The sequence below is a fragment of the Rathayibacter sp. SW19 genome (genome assembly GCF_030866825.1).
Lineage (GTDB): Bacteria > Actinomycetota > Actinomycetes > Actinomycetales > Microbacteriaceae > Rathayibacter_A > Rathayibacter_A soli.
The window spans coordinates 2172872-2194108 of sequence record NZ_CP133020.1 but is presented as its reverse complement, the minus strand read 5'-3'; the positions used below and the strand labels follow the sequence as shown (position 1 = coordinate 2194108).

The window sequence follows — 21237 nt, the reverse complement described above, 5'->3', positions numbered from 1 at the left end:
CTCGTTCAGCCCAGGCAGTGCGGCCCGAGCAGGCTCTTCAACTCGCCGTACAGGTCAGCAGAGACCTTCACCGGCCGCGGCACCTCGAACACCCGAGCCGTCGGGCCCTTGATCAGCTTCAACCGCACCTCGCTGTCCCCTCGATGCCGCGCGAGGATCTCACTCAGACTCGTCATGGTGCCTGTCGTCGCACGGCTGTCCGCCAGTTGAATCGTGATCGGCCCCGAATCGACGGCCTGACCGAATTCCGGGGTCGTCAGATTGAATGCATGCAGGTTCATCCCGTCATCGCGGAGGCTGACTCGGCCGCGCACGACGACGATGCTGTCGCTGATCAGCGCCGTTGAGAATTCCAGATAAGCCTTACCCATGAACATGACGGTGATTTCGCCGCCGAAGTCTTCAACCTGAATCATGCCGTACTGGTTGCCCGACTTCTTCGCGACGCGGTGCTGCACGTTCGTGATCAATCCCGCGATCGTCACAGTGTCACCGTCTTGCGTCTGGTCGGATGCCATCAGCTCGGCGATCGTCGTGCTCGCGTACTTCGCCAGCGCGGTTTCCAGGCCGGCCAGCGGGTGATCCGAGACATAGAGCCCCAGCATTTCACGCTCGAACGCCAGCTTGTCCTTCTTGGCCCATTCCGGCCTGTCCGGCACGCGTTCGCTCGACTGCGGGTCATCGAACAGGCTGTCGAAGTCGAACCCGACATTGCCGTGCTCTTCGTCTCGCTTGATCTTCACAGCGGACTCGACGGCCGACTCATGAATTTCAACCATGCCGCGCCGAGTCGCCCCGAGCGAATCGAAAGCGCCCGCTTTCACGAGAGACTCGACGGTGCGCTTGTTCGCAACGGAGATCGGCACCTTACGCAGAAAGTCGTGGAACGTCTCAAACCGGCCCTTGCTCTCGCGGGCCGCTCGAATCGCATCCACGACGGCGAAGCCGACATTGCGCACGGCGCCCATCCCGAAGCGAATGTCCTCGCCGACCGCCGCGAAGTAGCCGATTGACTCGTTCACATCGGGTGGCAGCACTCGAATGCCCATGCGCCTGCATTCGTTGAGATAGACCGCCATTTTGTCCTTGGAGTCACCGACACTCGTCAAAAGGGCCGCCATGTACTCGGCGGGATAGTGCGCCTTGAGGTACGCGGTCCAATACGAGACCACTCCGTACGCCGCGGAGTGCGCCTTGTTGAAGGCATAGTCGGAGAACGGCAACAGGATATTCCAGAGCGTCTCGATTGCGGCGTCCGAATAGCCATTCGACTTCATGCCGGCTTCGAATCCCGCATATTGCTTGTCGAGTTCTGACTTCTTTTTCTTGCCCATCGCCCGCCGAAGAATATCGGCCTGGCCGAGCGAGAACCCCGCCACCTTCTGCGCGATCGCCATCACCTGCTCCTGATAGATGATGAGGCCATAGCTGGTCGACAGGATCTCTGCGAGAGGCTCCTCCAGCTCTGGATGGATCGGTGTGATCTCTTGCAGGCCGTTCTTGCGCAGGGCGTAGTTATTGTGCGAATTCGCACCCATCGGGCCGGGCCGGTACAGCGCAATCAGTGCTGAGATGTCCTCGAAGTTGTCTGGCTTCATCAGGCGCAGCAATGACCGCATCGGCCCGCCGTCCAATTGGAACACCCCCAGGGTGTCTCCGCGCGACAAGAGTTCGTATGCTTCAGGATCGTCGAGCGCGAGCGCCTCGAGCTCGAGCCCGTGACCGCGGTTGGACTCGATGTTGTCCAACGCGTCGTTGATGATCGTAAGATTTCTAAGCCCCAGGAAGTCCATCTTGATCAGGCCGAGCGTCTCGCACGCAGGATAGTCGAACTGGGTGACGATCTGACCGTCCTGCTCCCGCTTCATCACGGGGACGATGTCGATCAGCGGGTCGCTGGACATGATCACACCGGCGGCATGCACCCCCCATTGCCGCTTCAGGTTTTCGATGCCGAGTGCCGTGTCGAAAACGGTTCTGGCCTCTGGGTCGGTCTCGACCACGGTGCGCAGATCGACAGCTTCCTTGTAGCGCGGGTGGGTCTTGTCGAAGATCCCGGTCAGCGGGATGTCTTTGCCCATCACAGGCGGCGGCATCGCTTTTGTGAGTTTCTCTCCCATGCTGAATGGGAAACCGAGAACCCTGCCGGCGTCTTTCAGCGCCTGCTTGGCTTTGATGGTGCCGTACGTGACGATCTGGGCGACGCGTTCCTCACCATACTTCTCGGTGACGTAGCGAATCACCTCTGTACGCCTGCGGTCGTCGAAGTCGACATCGAAGTCGGGCATCGACACGCGATCCGGATTGAGGAAGCGTTCGAAGATCAGGCCGTGCTGCAGCGGGTCAAGGTCGGTGATGCGCATGGCGTATGCAGCCATCGAACCTGCACCAGACCCGCGCCCTGGACCCACCCGGATGCCGTTGCGCTTCGACCAGTTGATGAAGTCGGCGACGACCAGAAAATATCCTGGGAAGCCCATCTGTGAGATGACGCCGAGTTCGTAGTCGGCGCGAGCGCGCACCTCGGCAGAGATTCCGTCCGGGTATCGCTCGCGCAGACCGTCCTCGACCTCCTTGACGAACCAGCTCTGCTCGGTCTCTCCCTCCGGCACGGGAAAGCGCGGCATGTAGTTCGCCGCGGTGTCGAAATGCACGTTGCACCGTTCTGCGATCAGCAGAGTGTTGTCACAGGCATCAGGATGATCGCGGAACAACTGCCGCATCTCCTGCGCGCTCTTGAGGTAGAACTCGTCTGCATCGAACTTGAACCGGTTCGGGTCGTCCAGTGTCGACCCCGACTGCACACAGAGCAACGCGGCATGACTCGTCGCGTCTTTCGCGTGGGTGTAGTGCAGGTCATTCGTGCCAACCAGCGGGAGGCCGAGGTCTTTCGCGAGCCGCAGCAGGTCTGTCATGATCCGTCGCTCGATGCCAAGACCGTGGTCCATGATCTCGCAGAAGAAGTTGTCTGCACCGAAGATGTCTCGGAAGTCGGCCGCAGCCGCCACCGCCTCGTCGTACTGACCAAGCCGCAGCCGCGTCTGCACCTCGCCGCTCGGGCAGCCGGTTGTTGCAATCAGCCCCTTGCCATACGACTCGAGGAGTTCGCGGTCCATCCGGGGCTTGAAATAGTAGCCCTCCACCGATGCCTTCGACGACAGCCTGAACAGGTTGTGCATGCCCTCAGTCGTTTCGGCGAGCAGTGTCATGTGGGTGTACGCGCCTGAGCCGGAGACGTCGTCTCCACCGCCGTTGCCCCAGCGCACCCTGGTGCGATCTGTGCGGTGTGTACCGGGCGTCAGATAGGCCTCTGTGCCGATGATCGGCTTGATCCCGGCCTCGGTTGCCGTCTTCCAGAAATCGAAAGCACCGAACATGTTGCCGTGGTCGGTGACGGCGACCGCGGGCATCCCGAGTTCGCGAGCAGCATCCACCAGCGGCTTGATGCGGGCTGCACCGTCGAGCATGGAATACTCGCTGTGCACATGGAGATGAACGAACGAATCGTCGGTGGTGGGCACTGCAACTGCTTCCGTTGACTGGGGGGTGAACTGCCACGCGACGGCGGCTGCCGCTGTGGTTTGGCTTTCAGCCTAATTCTCGCTCAGGACATCGAGGGCGTGCGCCAGGTCGCCCGGATAGTCGGCGCTGAATTGAACCCACTGCCCTGATCCCGGGTGGTGGAAGGCGAGCCGCGTCGCATGCAACCATTGCCGGGTCAACCCGAGCTTCGCCGTCAATGTCGGGTCGGCGCCGTACATCGTGTCTCCGACCAGCGGATGCCGCCCAGCGGCCAGGTGCACCCGAATCTGATGGGTGCGCCCCGTCTCCAGATGGATCTCCAGCAGACTTGCCGCCCGAAACGCTTCCAGCGTCTCGTAGTGCGTCACAGACGGCTTGCCGCCGGAGACGACCGCGAACTTCCAGTCGGATGTGGGGTGCCGACCGATCGGCGCATCGATCGTACCCGCAGACGGATCAGGATGCCCTTGAGCGATCGCGTGATAGATCTTCTCGACCTCGCGATCGTGGAACGCTCGTTTGAGTGACGTGTACGCACGCTCACTTTTAGCGACGACCATCAGGCCGCTCGTGCCCGCGTCCAATCGGTGAACAATGCCGGCTCGCTCTGCTGCGCCGGAGGTCGAGATTCGGAAACCGGCGGCCGCAAGCGCCCCCGGCACGGTTGGTCCGCTCCATCCCACCGACGGATGCGCCGCAACTCCGGCCGGCTTGTTCACAACGACGATGTCATCATCGTCGTGAACGATGGACAGCTCAGGCACAGCGAGTGGAACGATTCTCGCTTCGTGGCGCGGCTCCCAGACGACCTCGATGATGCCGCCGGCACGCAGACGATCCGACTTTCCGACGACAATGCCGTCGATGCTCACTCCGCCGGCCTCTGCGACTTCGGCGGCGAAGGTACGCGAGAATCCGAGGAGTTTTGCGAGTCCGGCGTCGACGCGTGCGCCATCGAGCCCGTCGGGTAGGGGAAGCCGACGTGATTCCATCACCGCGACCTAGGCGGCGCCGAAGCGCTGGCTGGTGCTGTCGCCGCTTGCGTCCCGGGGCTCGGCTTCGGCATCCGCGCTTGCCCCTGGCTCTGTCGCATCTTCTGTTTCCGTGCCGGCGACCTGCCCGTGGCGTGTGCCGTCGAGGGACACACCACGCATCGTCAGGATCAGGAACAGCACCATACTCGAGACGATTGCGACGTCCGCAAGGTTGAAAATCGCGGGCAACAGCGGAATTTGCAAGAAGTCGACGACTTCACCGCGACCGAAGCCGGGGGCGCGGGTCAGTCTGTCTGTGAGGTTGCCGAGCAGCCCGCCAAGAAGCAGGCCGAACAAGATCGCCCAGCCGATCGACCGGATCCGACGGGCGAACCAGATCACGAACACCAGCACCGCACACGCGATGATCGTGAAGATCCACGTCGACCCTGCGCCGATCGAGAATGCAGCCCCGGAGTTTTTGACGAAATAGAACTGCAGCAACTGGCCGAGCACTTCGACGCGCACGCCCTCGGTCAGGTGTGCGACCACCAGAAACTTCGCGACCTGATCGATGACCAGCACGACCAGAGCGACAACGGTCAGGACGATGATCGCCCGAACGCTGACCTTCGGACGCGGCCTAACCGCCAAAGCTCTGCAGCGTCGGTGGTTGGGTCGCCCCTGTCGGCTCGCCGAGGCCCTGTGGCACGCTCACGGCGGGGAACTGACCGGATGCCGCAGCTACGGGTGCCGGGCTGCCTGACACGCCGGAGGCATCCAAGTCGCGCAACTGCCCCTCGATGTAACTCTTCAGCTTGGCGCGGTAGTCGCGCTCGAACGTGCGGAGTTCGTCGATACGGTGCTCAAGGCCCGCGCGTTCCTGATCGAGAGCAGAAATCTGCGCGCGCTGCTTGGACTCAGCCTCGGCCACGACACGCGCCGCGGTTGCATGACCCTCTGCGATCAGCGCATCGCGCTTCTCGATGCCTTCGCGAACGTGCTCTTCATGAAGTCTACGTGCCAGCTGCAACAGATTGTTGGTGCCGGCTGTCTCGTCGACGACCGCCGCAACGACGGGTGCCGCGACGACCGGCGCTGCGACAACAGGCGCAGCTGGTGCGACCGCTGCCGCGACAGGCGCAGGTGCCGGCTGCTCAACGGCGGGAGCGACCGGGCGGGAGTCTGCTGCCGACAGCCTCTGCTTCAGTTCGTCGTTTTCCTGATTGAGCCTGCGAAGCTCGACGACCACCTCGTCGAGGAAGTCATCGACCTCATCCTGGTCATAGCCCTCACGGAACTTCGTCGGCTGAAACCGCTTGTTGACCACATCTTCCGGAGTTAGCGCCATGGCTTGCCACCCTTAGAACTTGTTTGTACGAACAGAAAGTAACGTTCCGCTAACGCTAGCAAAGTTGAACGATGCCACGCACACGCTCCACTTGCTTTCGCGCCATCAACACTACATCGCCGTCAGCCCAGTTGCCGAAGCAGCAGCGTGACATACATGCAGACGACGCAGGCCAGCATCGTCAGACTCCAGCCGAAATCGATCGCAACCGGCCCCATCGACATCGGGGGAACCAGTTTTCGAAAGAACTTGATCGGCGGATCCGTGACCGAGTACATCACTTCGGTCAGCACCAGTCCAGCACCGCGGGGACGCCACGATCTGCTGAACGTGCGAACAAGGTCGATGACGAAACGTGCCCACAGGGCTAAGAAAAAGATCAAGAACGCGTAATAGAGCAGATTCGCGATGATCGAAACGACAGGCACCCCTCAAGTATGACGGACGAAACTCGCCCGCTCGCGCCGCAGGGAACGGGCGATTCACGCCCCCGCAAAGAACGACGCTTCAGCGTCAGCGTCGCGGCCGGAGGAATGATCGCCAGACACCACGACGTGCGATGGCGAAAGCAGGAAGACCTTGCTGGTGACACGCTCGATCTTGCCGTAAAGACCCTGCGACAGCCCGCTCGCGAAATCGATGAGTCGCCGAGCATCGGCCTCGCTCATCTGGGACAGGTTGATGATGACCGGGATCCCTTCGCGGAAGGACTCCGCAATCACCTGGGCGTCACGATATTGGCGCGGGTGAACCGTGAGGATTTCATTCATTTCCTGAACCATCGCATTCCGTGCTGGTGTGTTCTTGCGCAGGGGCGTGACAGGTGCGCGACCGGGTGTCGCGGTCGGCACACTGGCGACCGGGGCGAGCGGCGCCGGATGCTGCGGCTGGGCAGGGCGGGCCGGCTGCTCCTCGTACTCGAGCTCCTCGTCGGCCAAGCCGAGGTAGACCATCGTCTTCTTGAGCGGGTTGCTCATCGTATCCTCCGTGCTGCTTGTGTCGTGCGAACGATCCGTGCGTCATGCATGTCTGATCTGGTTCGAGATACTGATCTGGTTCGAGATACTGTCCTGTTTCGAGATTAAGGGCGCTCCGGGCGATTTCCGGTGATTGCGGTGCCAATGCGTAGGTGTGTCGCGCCCTCCGCGATCGCTGCTGCAAAGTCTTGCGACATGCCGGCGGAGATCGACCGTGCACCTGGTGCGAGCGAGCGCACCCGATCTGAAACGAGACGCAATCGCGCGAATGCCGCGCGCGGTTCTTCTGAAAGCGGTGCTACGGCCATCACGCCGATCAGGTTCAATCCCGGCGTGACCAGAACCTGTTCGACGAGAGGTTCGAGACCTTCGGAGTCCACGCCGCCGCGCCCCGGATCTGCGGTGAGGTTGAATTGGATGAAGCAGTCGATCGCTGGCCCGTTGGTTTCCAGCGCGGTTACAAGAGCGGGACGGTCCACCGAGTGGATCACGTGGGCGTATTGCCGGGCCTGCTTAGCCTTCTTGCTTTGCAGTTGGCCGATGAAATGCCAGGTGAGTGCGAGGTCAGCACAGTCGCGCGCTTTCTGTTGCGCCTCTTGATGGCGGTTTTCCCCGACGTCCGTTACCCCGAGAGCAGCAAGTTCTCGTACGAGCGATGCCGGATGGAATTTCGTGACGACGATCATTGTCATTTCTCCCGGATCACGGTCAGCGGCGCGTGCGGCGTCAGCGATCCGGCTGCGAACGGCGTCGAGGCGGTCCGACAGTGCCTCAGCGCTGGAACTCTCGCTCACCTCACCGTGTTCCGTCACTTGAGGAAGTCGGGGATGTCCAGGTCATCGTTCTCGTCGTCGAACGCGGGGTCGACGGCTGCCGCCTGCACGAGTTGGGAGTCTGCATCCGTCCACGACGGACCATCGGGCAAATCGCTCGCTTCGAGCGCCTGGGTGTCCACGAGCTCGCTTCCGCTCCGCACCGACGCCGCAGAAGTTGCTGCACCCGCGTAAGCCGGCACACGGTGCGCGTCATGTGCCGTCGAGCTCGGCTCACCACTGTCGAAACCCGCCGCGATGACGGTGACCCGAACCTCGTCACCGAGCGTGTCGTCGATGACGGCGCCGAAGATGATGTTGGCCTCCGGGTGCACCGCCTCTTGTACCAGCCGCGCAGCGTCGTTGATCTCGAAGATCCCGAGCGTCGAGCCGCCCTGAATCGACAACAGCACCCCGTGTGCGCCTTCGATGCTGGCTTCCAGCAGCGGGGACGCGACAGCGAGTTCTGCGGCTTTGATCGCCCGGTCGGCGCCGCGAGACGAACCGATGCCCATCAGCGCGGATCCTGCACCCTGCATGACCGATTTGACGTCTGCAAAGTCGAGGTTGATCAGGCCAGGAGTCGTGATGAGGTCCGTGATGCCCTGCACGCCGGCCAGCAGCACCTGGTCGGCCGTTGAGAACGCCTCGAGCATGCTGATGCCCCGGTCGCTGATTTCCAGCAGCCGGTCGTTCGGCACCACGATGAGCGTGTCGACCTCTTCCTTCAAACGTGCGACGCCGGCTTCCGCCTGCTCGGCGCGCCGCTTGCCTTCGAATCCGAACGGCTTGGTGACCACACCGATCGTCAGAGCACCGATCGACTTGGCGATGCGGGCGATGACGGGGGCGCCTCCTGTTCCGGTTCCGCCGCCCTCCCCCGCCGTTACGAAGACCATGTCTGCTCCGGCGAGAGCCTCCTCGATTTCCTCAGCGTGATCCTCTGCGGCACGCCGGCCGACCTCGGGGTCCGCTCCGGCACCGAGTCCGCGAGTGATCTCACGGCCGACGTCGAGCTTGACGTCGGCGTCGCTCATGAGTAGCGCTTGAGCATCCGTGTTGATGGCGATGAATTCGACCCCGCGCAGGCCGAGCTCGATCATTCTGTTCACGGCGTTCACGCCGCCGCCGCCGATGCCGACGACTTTGATCACGGCAAGGTAGTTCTGGTTTGTAGTCACGTCCGGCCTCCGCTGGGAACCTTCAACCTCAAGTCGAGGATTAAAGTCATGCTCAGTATGCAATTCCTCTAACTGACGTTAGGTTGCGGTGTGCCTACTGCCTGCAGCGCCGCCCGCGTGTTGGAAAAATAAACTACTCGCGAGCTATTTGGTGACTGGGCTCTGCGGCGCGGAGACGTCGTAGAGCGACGCAGCAGGTGCGTCCTTGAGTAGCGCCGCCAGATCGGCTGCCTTGAAATCTGACTGATCAGGGCCGCCCCACAGCACGGTCTTACCTCCGATCAGAGTGAGCGCGACATCGTTCGCCGTCTGTGCACTGACCGAATCCACCTGAGACAACACGCTCGGCGGCAGCGCACTCAACACGCCTGTCGCTGCCGCGAAGCCGGGTGTTGCTGATACCTTTCCGGCGGCGCCGGCAACCTGGATCACGGGGTAGCCGGCCGGCCGCTGTGCCGTCGTGGTGATGACCACACCAGCGGGGTCGACGAGTTGAAAACCTGCGCCGGTCTTCAACAATCCGACCGGCGCTCGCTCGACGATCCGTACGACCAGCGTGCCAGGCGGATGCGTCTCCGTGCTGTAACTGCGGATCAAGGCGAAAGCGCCCAATTCCTTCTTCACCGCGGCGAAGTCGATCAAAGGCAGCGGTTTACCGAGTTGACCATCGAGCGCGCGGGCGACGACAGCGGGCTTCAGCCGCGCGGTGCCGACGACGTCGATGGTGTGCAGAGCCATCAAGGGAGAATACGCCGCGAGCACGGCCCCACCGAGAACCACAACCACGCTGCCCAACGAAATCAGCCACACCATCCTGCGCCGACGGGCGCGCCGCGTGAACCGTTTGACCTCCTCCCGCTCGTAGCGCTTGCGGTCACGACGCGCCTGGCGCAGGCTCCGCGGAGAGCTCACCCCGGGGCGCTCCGGTTCGACCTGAGCTCGCCGGGAGGGTGCTGGCCCGTCGGCGGCTGACCCGGAGGCGGCGGGTTCGGAGCGCACCTGAGCGATGGGCGACTCGAGCACCGTGAGCGGTTCAGTGATCGGTTCAGCGATTGGTGCGGCGACCGACTTCGTGATTCGCTCGGTGGGCTCACCGGTCGTCGGTTCAGTCGCGTTCGCGCCCACCGGCCCGACGATCTCTTCGGTGGCCTTCCCCGCGGCCGTGCGCGACGGCGGGGTCGGCGTCGCGAACGGACCGGATGCCGGCCCGCCGGAGTGATCGAATCCCTGCGGTCGCTTCATGAGCGGCGAATCACCCGTCTCGCCGTTGCCGCAACGACTCGAGGAGTTGCGGAACGATCCGGTAGACGTCCCCGCAACCGAGGGTGATGACGAAGTCACCCCTCTGCGCGATTGTCGCCGTGTAGTCTGACGCCTGCTGCCAATCCGGGATATACGCAACCTTGCTGGGATCGGTGAACCGCTCGGATACCAGGGCGCCGGTGACACCCGGCTCCGGGTCCTCCCGAGCGCCGTACACGCCGAGCACGACAGTTTGGTCGGCATACTGCTCGAGCGTCTGGGCGAACTCACTCGCGAAAAGGCGCGTTCTGCTGTACAGATGTGGCTGGTGCACGGCTATGATCCGGCCGTCTCCGACGACGGTGCGCGCTGCAGCCAGCGCCGCGGCGACCTCGGTCGGATGGTGCGCATAGTCGTCATAGACACTGATGCCGTCGACCGTGCCATGCAATTCGAAACGACGCTGCGTCCCGCCGAACGGTGCGATCGCGGCCAACGTTGCCGCCGGGGCGTGGCCGAGCCCGACCAGAACTGCGAACGCGCCCGCGGCATTGATCGCATTGTGCCGACCGGGAATCCGCAAGGTAGCCGGGTAGTCCACGCCCTGGTAGCTGATGACGAACGCTACCGGACCGTCCGTGACGATCGAGTGCACGCGCACATCGGCATCCGCTGCCTCGCCGAATGTAAGAATTCGCTTGTGGTCAAGACGAGCACTCACACCGAGCGCTCCCGGATCGTCGGAGGAGATGACGACGAGTTCGCCGGCGTTCTGCGCGAACTCGACGAACGCCGCACGGAACGCCTCGAGCGATCCGTAGTGATCCAGATGGTCCGGATCGACGTTCGTAACCAGAGCGACGGCAGTGTCATAGAGCAGGAAGGTGCCGTCGGATTCGTCGGCCTCGACGACGAACAGGTCACCGGACCCCGCCTGGCTGCTGATGCCGAGGGATTCGATCACACCTCCGTTGACAAAACTCGGGCTTTCGCCAAGGCCGAGCAGGCCGGTAACGATCATGCCGGTCGAGGTGGTCTTACCGTGCGCACCTGCGACCGCGACCAGCCGGTGCGTTTTGACGAGCCAGGCAAGTGCTTGCGCTCGGTGCAGGACTGGAATGCCCATTTTCAGTGCGCCCTGATACTCCGGATTGTCTTGCCAGAGGGCGCCGGTGACGACCACGGTGTCCGCGTCGCCGAGATTCGCGGCATCGTGCCCGATCGTGATGCGAGCGCCCAGTGCACGCAGCGCGTCGATGTTGCCGGATTCGCGCACATCGGAACCGGTGATCGTGTGCCCTGCGCCGAGAAAAAGGCGTGCGATGCCGCTCATGCCCGATCCACCGATTCCGACGAAGTGAATCGCTCCGAGTTCATCGGGTATGGACAGGGAAAGGTCGGGTTCGATCACGGGGTTTCTACTTCTCTCTGGCTCATCTGCGTCAGCTCTGCTGTGCCGCCTCTGCTGTTACATCGGACACGTCCATCACAGTATGCCGGACGTCGTTTACAACGTGCTGGGCATCAGCTTCTCGGCGATCAGGTCGATGAATCGGTCTGATCCGTCGCGAATTCCGGTGTCGGCGGCGGCGCGCGCCATGGCATCGAGTCGGCGTCGCTCGCGCAGCAACGGTATCAAGGTGCCGGCAATCCACGATGCCGTGAAGTCGGCATCGTCGACAAGCAGCGCACCACCCGCCGCGACGACTCCTGCGGCGTTGAAGCGCTGCTCTCCGTTGCCGACCGGATACGGCACGTAGACGGCCGGAATCCCGAGGGCGCTCAACTCGCTGACCGTTGCCGCACCGGCCCGGCCGACGCAGAGGTCCGCGACCGCGAGGGCGAGGTCCATGCGGTCGCAGTAGTCGATCAGGTGATAGTGCTCGATGCTTGGATCCGTGAATTCGCGACGGCCCCCTTGTACGTGCAGCACTTGGTAGCCGGCATCGACCAGTGCCGCTGCCGATTCGAGCATGGCTGCGTTGATGCTTCGGGCGCCGAGCGACCCGCCGGTCGCCAGTAGTGTCGGCCGGCCCGCAACGAGCCCGAAGGTTTCCAGCGCCTCAGGCCGTGCAGCAGCACGATCGAGCGACCCGATCTCGCGTCGGAGCGGCATACCGACGAACGTGGCGTGCGCGATCTTCGTCCCTTCGAAGGCGACGCCGACGCAGTGCGTGTATCGACTACCGAGACGGTTGGCGAGACCCGGGCGTGCGTTGGCTTCGTGAATCGCGAGCGGAACGGTGTCGCGACGTGCTGCACTGTAGGCGGGCGCAGACGCATACCCGCCGAAGCCGACGACGATGTCGATCGCGTGCGCGGTCAGCATCCGCCGGACATCGGCCACCGTGGAACGCCACAGGCCCGGAAACCGCAGCGCGGCGGCGTTCGGGCGGCGTGGGAAGGGCAGTTTGGGAATCGTCAACAATTCATAACCGCGCTCGGGGACCAGTCGAGCCTCGAGGCCCTCCTTCGTGCCCAGCACGAATACCGCGGATTCAGGGTCTCGTTCCATGATGCGGTCAGCGACGGCCAGGAGCGGATTGACGTGGCCGGCGGTGCCGCCGCCCGCCAAGAGATAGCGGGTCATCGGCGCACTTTCTGGTTTCTGGCGAACGACAGCACAACGCCGATCGCGAAGAGCGTGCTGATCAGGGCCGTGCCACCGGCCGAGATCAACGGCAGTGGCACCCCGAGCACGGGGAGAAGACCGAGGACGACGGCGATGTTCACGAGCCCCTGTCCGAGGAGCCACACCAGCACCGTGCCGGTCACCACCCGTGCGAACGGATCCGTCGCCGCCGTGATGATACGGCAGAAGCTGAACGCCAGCAGCACGAACAGCGCGAGCACCAGGATTGCTCCGATCAGTCCGAGCTCCTCCCCCGTGATGGCAAAAATAAAATCTGTCGAGGACGCGGGCAGCCACGACCACTTCGAGCGTGAATTGCCGAGCCCGACGCCGAAGATCCCGCCGTTCGCCAACGCGAACATGCCCTGCTGGATCTGATAGCCACTGTCGGTCGGATCCGCCTTGTGCGGCTGAAAGAACGCAAGGATGCGGTCCACCCTGCTCGGTCTGGACAGCGCGATCACGACAGCGGCGCTGCCTGCGACCAACACATACATGATCAGGTGGCGAATCGGCGTACCCGCGAAAAACAAGGCGCCGACCACCATCATGGCCATGATTACGGTCGTGCCGAGGTCGCCGCCGAGCATGACCAGGCCGATCGCGACGCCGCTGACCAGCGCGGCGGGAATCACAGAGTGCCGCCACTGGCCGATCTTGTCCCGTTTCTTCAGCAGGAACATGCCGAGCCACAGCACGAGCGCAATCTTGATGGCCTCCGACGGCTGGAAGACGACGGGGCCGATTTTCAACCAGTTCTTGTTCTGGTTGATCAACACGCCAAGAGGTGTGAACACCACAAGTGCTTGCAGAAAACAGGCGACACCGAGCCCCAACCACGCCCACTTCTGCCAAAAGCGCGCTGGCACCCTTGAGACCACCAGCATCAGCGGAACCCCGATCGCTGCGTACACCCCTTGACTGAGGAAACGGGCGAAAAAGTTGTTGTCGTCCACGTGAGAGACGACGGCGGAGGAAGACAGCACCATCATCAGACCGAATGCGACCATGAACAGGGTGACGCCCAATAGCAGAAAGTAGTTTGCAGATTCTGCTTGAAAGACTCGGCCGAGGGAAATCCGCGCCGACGTCATGGTACCTGCGCCGCGCTCATCGATGGGATGCGCAGTCGGAACAGCGGCGCGTTGCCTAGCGGACCGGGCCGCGCGAGGCGGACTCGTCGTCATCCGCCTCACCTCCCAAGTAGTCGTGCACAGCACCGGCGAAACGTCTGCCGCGTTCTGCATAGTCGGTGAACTGATCCATCGACGCGGCCGCTGGGGCAAGGAGAACGGTGTCTCCCACGCGGGCCACCCGCGCCGCCAGACCAACTGCGGTCTGCATCACATCATCAGTTTCGTCGGGGTCGACCTCGAAGATCGGGAAGGCCGGCGCGTGTCGTTGGAATGCCGCGCGCAGCGCAGAGCGATCGACGCCGATCAGCACGGCTGCGCGCATTCGAGAAACGTGCTCTGCGACGAGCGCATCGATGTCCACGCCCTTCAGGAGCCCCCCTGCGATCCATACGACGGACGGGTACGCGCGCAGCGATGCGGCCGCCGCGTGCGGGTTGGTCGCCTTCGAGTCGTCTACCCAGGTGACGCCATGCGCGCTGACTACGACCTGGATGCGGTGCGCATCGAGGTGGAATTCGCCGAGCACGAGACGGATGATGGCGGGTTCGACCCCGTACGAGCGCGCTAGAGCGCATGCCGCCAGAATGTTCGCGACGATGTGCGGTGCAGCCAGCCCCACCGACCGCAACGCATCGAGTGTTGTGAGTTCGACGGCGCTCGTGGCGCGGTTCTCGACGAACGCCCGATCGCACAGGATGCCGTCGACGATTCCGAAATCACTCGGCCCCGGGATGCCGAGGCCGAACCCGATCGCGCGCGCACCCTCCACCACTTCCGCGTCGCGCACGAGCTGTTCCGTCGCGGCGTCCGACTTGTTATAGACGCACGCGATGCGTGTGTTCGCGTAGACGGCGCCTTTGGCGGCCGTGTATGCCTCGACCGAGCCGTGCCAGTCGATGTGATCGTCGGCAATGTTCAGGCATGCGCTGGAAAACGGTGACAGCTGTCCGCCACGATTGCGATTGACCCAGTGCAACTGATAGCTGGAAAGTTCAACAACGAGTACATCGAATCCATTCGGGTCGCGAACGGCATCCAGAACCGGCACCCCGATGTTCCCGCATGGTGCCACGCGCAGCCCTGAGGCAGCCAGCATGGTCGCCGTCAGCTGCACGGTCGTTGTCTTGCCGTTTGTGCCGGTGACTGTGATCCACTCGGCGGGTACGCCGACCTTGTCGCGCAGGCGCCAAGCGAGTTCGATGTCGCCCCATACCTCGATCGACGACGCCGTAGCCCACTTCAACACCGCGTGGTCGGGATGGAAGCCGGGTGAGACAATAAGCAGTTCGGGGCCGAACTCGATCAATCGGGCCGGAGGGGCGGCGAGTTCTGGCTCTACCACGAGTTGCCCCCCGATCACCGCCAGCAGCCGAGAGCGCTCATCGTCGGCAGACGCAGCAACGACCAGAACCTCCGCGCCCAGTTCGGCCAGTGTGTCTGCTGCAGCGAAGCCGGTCACGCCGAGTCCAAGAACGGCCACGCGAAGCCCGGACCAGTCGCTATGCCAGCTGGTCAATGACGCAAGTCGAGACGACAGCGATTCAGAGGGCACTACTGTGACAGCCATTCAAGATAGAACGTGCCGACGCCGGCAGCGACCAACATCCCTCCAATAATCCAGAACCGCACGACGACCGTGATTTCAGCCCAGCCTTTGAGTTCGAAATGATGATGGATCGGGCTCATGAGAAAGATCCGTTTGCCGTGGGTCAACTTGAAGTACGCGCGCTGGACGATGACCGAGCCGGTTTCGATGACGAACAAGCCGCCGACCAGGATAAGGAGGAGCTCTGTTTGGCTGAGGATCGCAAGCGCAGCGACAGCACCGCCCAACGCCAGCGAACCCGTATCGCCAAGGAAGATCTGCGCGGGCGACGTGTTCCACCAGAGAAAGCCGACCAGTGCCCCGACGATGGCGGTGGCGACGATCGCCAAGTCGAGCGGATCTCTGACGGTGTAGCACTTGTACAGATTGACCGCAGGAGTCTTCGCGCTGAAGCAGGACTGGTTGAACTGCCAGAAGCCGATGATGATATACGAACCAATGGCGAGGACCGATGCCCCGCTGGCGAGTCCGTCGAGTCCATCGGTCACGTTGACGCCATTCGAGGTCGCCGTTGCGATGAAGTTGATCCAGAGCAGGTAAAGCAGAAATCCGATCGCGGGGATGCCGCCCAGGGCGATCAGATCGATCGGTACGTTGCGGATCACAGAGATGTCTGTTGACGCGGGGGTATAGCCCTGCTGGTTGGGAAAGTTGACGGCCAGAATAGCGAAGACCGTTGCGACGATCACCTGTCCGGCGACCTTCGCCCAGCCACCGAGACCGAGGCTGCGCTGATGACGGGTTTTGAGAAAATCGTCGACGAATCCGACGATGCCCAGACCGACCATCATGAACAGTACGAGCAGCGCAGAGACCGACCAGCCGTCCCCGCCACTGGTCAGCACCGCGATGAAGTAACCGACGAGTGTCGCAACGATGATGATGATGCCGCCCATAGTGGCGGTGCCTCGTTTGGCGTGGTGCGACTTGGGCCCGTCGTCCCTGATGAACTGGCCCCACTGCAGACGATGGAACAGTTTGATGAACAGGGGGGTCAGGAAGAGCGAGAAGGCCAGAGATATCGCGCCGGCGGTCAGGAGTGCTCTCACGAGAACAATTCTCCCAGTCGATCGCCTAAAAACCGTAAGCCGGCAGCGTTCGACGATTTCACGAGCACGAGATCGCCTGGCCGCAACGTTTCTGCGAGCAGTTCGTACGCGTGTTCCGGCGTGTCGGAAAACGTCGACTCACCGTCGAACGAGCCTTCGCGGATCGCTGAAATGTGCATCCGGCGCGCGCCGGCGCCGACGACAACCAGCTGATCGATGTTCAATCGCACCGCAAGCAGCCCGATGCGGTCGTGTTCCTCTCCGGAAAGCTCTCCAAGCTCTGTCATTTCGCCGAGCACCGCGACGGTGCGCGTTCCGGGTTGCGCCAACTGCGCAAGTGTGCGCAGGGCCGCGGCCATCGAGTCGGGAGACGCGTTGTACGCATCGTTGATAATCGTGACTCCGCCTGAACCGCCGAGAACCTCCATCCGCCAGCGCTCTGCGCGCGTGACACGCTCCAATCCGGCGACGACATCGTCGATCGGCACGCCGAGGGCGTGCGCCGCAGCCGCGGCGGCCAACGCATTCGTCACGTGATGTTCTCCGAGCACTCCGAAGTGCACCGGGCGCCGGGCGCCATCAGGGAACACCAGGGTGAATGCGGTGCCCGTTCGGTCGGCCACGATGTCGTACGCCGCGACATCGGCACCGGCGCCGAGCCCGAACCACAAGACGTTCGCAGCAGTCTTGTCCGCCATTGAGGCCACACGTGCGTCGTCCCGATTGAGCACGGCAACGCCGCTCGCGTCCAGATCACTCACCATCTCGGTCTTGGCGGCCAGCGTCGCCTCGATGCCTCCGAATTCACCGGCGTGGGCCAGGCCCACCGTGAGGACGATTCCGACATCGGGCTTTGCCATGCGCACGAGTCGTGCGATCTCGCCGATGGCACTGGCCCCCATTTCGGCGACCAGGTATTCAGTCCGCTCGGTGACCTCGAGCATGGTCAGGGGCGCGCCGACCTCGTTGTTGTACGATTCGCGGGCGGCCACAGTCGATCCGATCGGTGTGAGGATGCTGCGCAGCAGGTTCTTCGTCGTCGTTTTGCCGTTCGAGCCGGTGACGCCGATGATCTTCAGGTAACCTGCCGCCCGGGCGCGTGCGATGACGGCCGTCGCGAGAGCGCCGAGTGCCCGCACGGTGTCTGCCACGAGCACCTGGTCGACGTCGAGATCGAGCAGATGATCCACGACGAGGAGCACAGCGCCGTTCTGCACCGCCTGGGGAGCGAACAGGTGTCCGTCTGTCACCTCGCCCGGCTTGGCGAAGAAGATATCGCCTGGGGTCACTTCACGGGAATCGGTGTGCGAGAGTCCCGTGATGACTCGCGAATCCGGGCTGTCACCTGCGTGCAATTCACCGGATACAGCCCCGGCGATTTCTGCAAGAGTCATGGCGATCATCTACAACCACCCTGCTTCTCGCAGCGCCAGCCGTGAATCTTCCCTCGCCGAATACGGGATGTGCACACCCGCGACCTCCTGATAGTCTTCGTGCCCTGGACCGGCGTAGAGCACAACATCACCCTCGCCAGCCAATGCCAGCGCCGCGCGGAAACCGGCACGCGGGTCGGGGACTTCGTACAATTCGGCATCAGGAACCGCTTCCCGGGCCCCCGCCAGCAGGGCGGCTCGGATCGCAGCGGGATCTTCATTTCTGGGGTGGAAGTCAGTGATCACCACCGCATCGGCGCCGCGCACCGCAATCGCGCCCATCTCGGCCCGCTTGGTGGTGTCTCGATCGCCGTCTGCGCCGAAGACCATGATGATGCGGCCGGTGACGACCGCGCGCAACGCGTCGAGGGTGCGCTGAAAGGCATCCGGGGTGTGCCCATAGTCGATGAAGACGACGGGGCCGTTCTCCCCCGAGATCCGTTCTGCTCTGCCCGGAATGTACGCGTCGATGCCGCCGTCGCGTTCCAGCACGTGGGCGATCGCCTCGAGATCGAAACCTGACTCGACAAGCATCACGATGGCCAGGGCCGCGTTGGCCGCCATGAACGAACCGAGCAGCGGAACGCTGGTGACCAGTGACCTTCCGTCGGGTCCCTCAAGCCGAAATGTCGTTTGGAAGATCGACTCGGCGAGCACCGTCATGCGCCAGTCGGCTGCAGACACTCCGTCGGTTGCGAGCGTGGTCATTGGAATGCGTGATTCTTCCGCGAGCCGTCCCCCCCACGCCGTGTCGATGATGACGACACCGCGTTTGGAGCGATCGGGCTGGAACAGCGCAAGCTTGGCCTGGTAGTACTCATCCAGATCCGCGTAGTCGTCGAGGTGATCGTGGCTGAGGTTGCTGAACCCAGCTACGTCGAAGGTGAGCCCGTCAACCCTGTGCCTGGTCAGCGCCTGCGCGGACACTTCGATCGCGACGGCCCGCACGTTCTCTTCATGCATCCGGGCGAGGAGAGCGTGGAGTTCGCTCGCCTCCGGCGTCGTCAGGCTGCTGACAACGGCGGTGTCGCCGATGCGCCGCTCCGCCGTCGAACTGAGTCCTGTGACGACACCGAGCTGTCGCAGGATGGCGCTCAGAAGGTAGACGACGCTCGTCTTGCCGTTCGTGCCGGTCACCGCGAACAGGGTCGCCGGGTTCTCGTCGGTGCGGTAGATCCAGGCGGCGACATCGCCGAGCGCGGCGCGCGGGTCTGCGGTCAGCACGATCGGCAGGCCTGCCTCTGCGGCGAGCTGCGCACCGGCCTCGTCTGTGAGAACGGCGACAGCGCCGCTTTCGGCAGCGGCGGATGCGAATCGCGCACCGTGTGCATGCCGGCCAGGGACCCCGACATACAGATCGCCCGGTTCGACAGTGGCCGAGTTCAAGCTGACGCCGGAGATCTCGACGGGGTCGATCGCCCCCCGATGCTCCAACGCGAATTCGGCGACCAACTGCGACAGCGAGCGAGCCACGGGATGCTCAGGGCGAAGGGAGGCCAACGCCGGTACGGTCACGTGGCTCGCTTTCAGTAGTAGGGCGGGAGGTTCGACGGTGCTGTCGTTGACGGCTTGACGCGGTACGTTTTCAGCACCTGACTCATGATCGTCTTGAACAGCGGAGCGGCCGCAGCCGACGATGTAATCGTAGTCGGATAGCCGATATTGACCGAAACGACGTATTGCGGATTATCGACCGGTGCCACGCCCATGACGGAGACGTAATAGTACTGCTGGTAGCCGCCGTTACCGTCCGGCTCCTGCGCTGTTCCGGTCTTCGCGGCAACCCGGTAACCGGGGATCTGCAGCTGCTTGGAGACCTCGCCCGTTGTAACAACGGATTCAAGCATGTCAAGTACGGTGTTCGCCGTCGCCGCGGATACGACGCGTGTGCCCTTCGTCGACGGTTTGTCTGTGATGGTGCCGTCCGCCTGTTTGCAGCCTTCGACGAGCGTCAACGGCATACGCACCCCCCCGTTGGCAAGGGTCTGATACGCGCTGACCATCTGAGCCTGCGTCGCTGAGACACCTTGCCCGAACATCGTCGCGTACTTGGTCTGGTCGTCCCACTGTGAAACCGGCGGCAGAATTCCGCTGGACTGGCCAGGAACCTTGACGGCCGTGTTCGAGCCGATGCCGAATTTCTTCAGATAGTCGTAGCGGGTCTGATCATCGAGTTTGGAGCCGAGGATCGACATCCCGGTGTTGGAGGACTCCATCAGCACACCGGTCAAGGTGAGCCGCTCAGGCGCATGGTACCCGGCGTCGTGCAGGTCTGCTCCGTTGCCGGACATAAATTGATACGGCGCAAGCACCTCGCTGGTCGGCGTCGCCTTGCCTGTGTCGATCAGCGCCGCTGCCGTCAGCGATTTGAACGTTGATCCCGGCTCGAACGGCGTACTGAACATCAAGGATCCCCGGTAGTTCGGGTCTGTCGCCCCCACATTGTTCGGGTCGACGGCGGGATATTGCGCAGCCGCCTTGATATTTCCCTTGATGTCCGTCACCGTGACCATGCCGAATTGCGCACCGAGAGCCGGGACCGTTTGCGCCAGCTGCTGGCCGGAGAACCAACTCAGATCAGGGTCGAGCGTCGTGATCAGCGTGCCTCCCGGCTTGGCCTTCTTGGTCACGATGGTCGACCCCGGCAAAGTAACACCGTCTTCGCTGTGCTGATACGTCTCCTGACCGTTGTGCCCCGCAAGACAGGAGTTCTCGCTAAGTTCGAGACCTGCCTGCGCTTGCCCCTCCGATCCGACGAAACCGATGATGTTGCCTGCGACCGCACCGTTCGGGTAGACCCGGGCCGGGTGCGATTGCGCGTACAGCCAGGGAATGTTCAGCGCCTGCAGCTTTTCGTATGCGGGCACGTCCAGGTTTTTGGCGATCAGCGCGTACTGCGAATTCGGGTTGGCCTTGAGCGCGTCCGCGATGATCGCCAGGATCTGCGCTGCGGTTTGCCCGGTGACCTTGCCGATCTCGGCGGCCGCCTGTGCGCGCGTGACCTTTGTGGTCTTGCCCGACGCATCCGTTTGCGGGAAAGTCCCCGCGACATTCGGCGCCGCCGCGAAGTCGTAACGCAGCACGCTGTCAGCCAACGCCGTGCCGTCCGCCGCCACGATGGCTCCTCTGGCGCCATAGATCGGCACCGTGTTACCGCGGCTGACGGCGGCTTGCGCGTCGAGCGAGTCCGCATGCACGACTTGGATGTCCACCAGTTTCACCACGAGAACAGCAACAAGCGCCAGAATTGTAACGATGGCAACGGCCGCCCGACGCCTTGTCGATTTCACGGTCGTTGTCACAGCGCAGCACCTTCCGATTG

General features: G+C 63.2%; 17 protein-coding genes. All 17 read right to left on the bottom strand.

All coding sequences use genetic code 11. The features are described from left to right. Positions 1-5: 5 nt before the first annotated feature. The 17 genes from dnaE to QU604_RS09980 all read right to left on the bottom strand — a co-directional run bounded on the left by dnaE (position 6) and on the right by QU604_RS09980 (position 21217). Positions 6-3467, bottom strand: coding sequence for a DNA polymerase III subunit alpha (gene dnaE, locus QU604_RS10060; protein WP_409350030.1), 3462 nt, complete (start codon positions 3465-3467; stop codon positions 6-8). Between the two features lie 126 nt (positions 3468-3593). After that, positions 3594-4514: an RluA family pseudouridine synthase gene (locus QU604_RS10055; protein WP_308468667.1), complete on the bottom strand. Its 921-nt coding sequence runs from the start codon at positions 4512-4514 to the stop codon at positions 3594-3596. Between the two features lie 9 nt (positions 4515-4523). Beyond that, on the bottom strand, positions 4524-5150 hold the full coding sequence (lspA, locus tag QU604_RS10050) for a signal peptidase II (RefSeq protein ID WP_308468666.1): 627 nt from the start codon (positions 5148-5150) through the stop codon (positions 4524-4526). Beyond that, positions 5140-5847, bottom strand: a complete 708-nt coding sequence (locus QU604_RS10045) for a DivIVA domain-containing protein (RefSeq protein WP_308468665.1) — start codon at positions 5845-5847, stop codon at positions 5140-5142. The genes lspA and QU604_RS10045 overlap by 11 nt, the downstream gene beginning before the upstream one ends. Before the next feature lie 122 nt (positions 5848-5969). After that, positions 5970-6275 (bottom strand): YggT family protein, encoded by a 306-nt coding sequence (locus tag QU604_RS10040; RefSeq protein ID WP_308468664.1) that lies wholly within the window; start codon positions 6273-6275, stop codon positions 5970-5972. Between the two features lie 54 nt (positions 6276-6329). Beyond that, positions 6330-6824 (bottom strand): cell division protein SepF, encoded by a 495-nt coding sequence (locus QU604_RS10035; RefSeq protein ID WP_308468663.1) that lies wholly within the window; start codon positions 6822-6824, stop codon positions 6330-6332. A gap of 104 nt (positions 6825-6928) precedes the next feature. Continuing rightward, positions 6929-7618, bottom strand: coding sequence for a YggS family pyridoxal phosphate-dependent enzyme (locus QU604_RS10030; RefSeq protein ID WP_308468662.1), 690 nt, complete (start codon positions 7616-7618; stop codon positions 6929-6931). A gap of 14 nt (positions 7619-7632) precedes the next feature. Then, complete coding sequence (ftsZ, locus tag QU604_RS10025; protein ID WP_308468661.1) at positions 7633-8817, bottom strand: cell division protein FtsZ; 1185 nt, start codon at positions 8815-8817, stop codon at positions 7633-7635. 144 nt (positions 8818-8961) lie between these two features. Continuing rightward, positions 8962-10059, bottom strand: a complete 1098-nt coding sequence (locus QU604_RS10020; protein ID WP_308468660.1) for a cell division protein FtsQ/DivIB — start codon at positions 10057-10059, stop codon at positions 8962-8964. Positions 10060-10069: 10 nt separating this feature from the next. Beyond that, positions 10070-11470: a UDP-N-acetylmuramate--L-alanine ligase gene (gene murC, locus QU604_RS10015; protein WP_308468659.1), complete on the bottom strand. Its 1401-nt coding sequence runs from the start codon at positions 11468-11470 to the stop codon at positions 10070-10072. A gap of 96 nt (positions 11471-11566) precedes the next feature. Continuing rightward, positions 11567-12649: a UDP-N-acetylglucosamine--N-acetylmuramyl-(pentapeptide) pyrophosphoryl-undecaprenol N-acetylglucosamine transferase gene (locus QU604_RS10010; RefSeq protein ID WP_308468658.1), complete on the bottom strand. Its 1083-nt coding sequence runs from the start codon at positions 12647-12649 to the stop codon at positions 11567-11569. After that, positions 12646-13878 carry a putative lipid II flippase FtsW gene (gene ftsW, locus QU604_RS10005; protein ID WP_308468657.1) on the bottom strand — a complete coding sequence of 411 codons (1233 nt, stop codon included), beginning with the start codon at positions 13876-13878 and terminating at the stop codon, positions 12646-12648. Before ftsW ends, QU604_RS10010 begins: the two co-directional genes overlap by 4 nt. Further along, positions 13841-15394 carry a UDP-N-acetylmuramoyl-L-alanine--D-glutamate ligase gene (gene murD / locus QU604_RS10000; RefSeq protein WP_308468656.1) on the bottom strand — a complete coding sequence of 518 codons (1554 nt, stop codon included), beginning with the start codon at positions 15392-15394 and terminating at the stop codon, positions 13841-13843. The genes ftsW and murD overlap by 38 nt, the downstream gene beginning before the upstream one ends. After that, complete coding sequence (mraY, locus tag QU604_RS09995) at positions 15379-16482, bottom strand: phospho-N-acetylmuramoyl-pentapeptide-transferase (protein WP_308468655.1); 1104 nt, start codon at positions 16480-16482, stop codon at positions 15379-15381. Before mraY ends, murD begins: the two co-directional genes overlap by 16 nt. Next, the gene (locus tag QU604_RS09990) at positions 16479-17885 is read right to left on the bottom strand and encodes a UDP-N-acetylmuramoyl-tripeptide--D-alanyl-D-alanine ligase (protein ID WP_308468654.1); all 1407 of its coding nucleotides are present in this window, start codon (positions 17883-17885) and stop codon (positions 16479-16481) included. The genes mraY and QU604_RS09990 overlap by 4 nt, the downstream gene beginning before the upstream one ends. Next, the gene (locus QU604_RS09985) at positions 17886-19430 is read right to left on the bottom strand and encodes a Mur ligase family protein (protein ID WP_308468653.1); all 1545 of its coding nucleotides are present in this window, start codon (positions 19428-19430) and stop codon (positions 17886-17888) included. It lies immediately after the preceding gene. A gap of 11 nt (positions 19431-19441) precedes the next feature. Further along, positions 19442-21217 carry a peptidoglycan D,D-transpeptidase FtsI family protein gene (locus tag QU604_RS09980; RefSeq protein WP_308468652.1) on the bottom strand — a complete coding sequence of 592 codons (1776 nt, stop codon included), beginning with the start codon at positions 21215-21217 and terminating at the stop codon, positions 19442-19444. Positions 21218-21237: the final 20 nt, after the last annotated feature.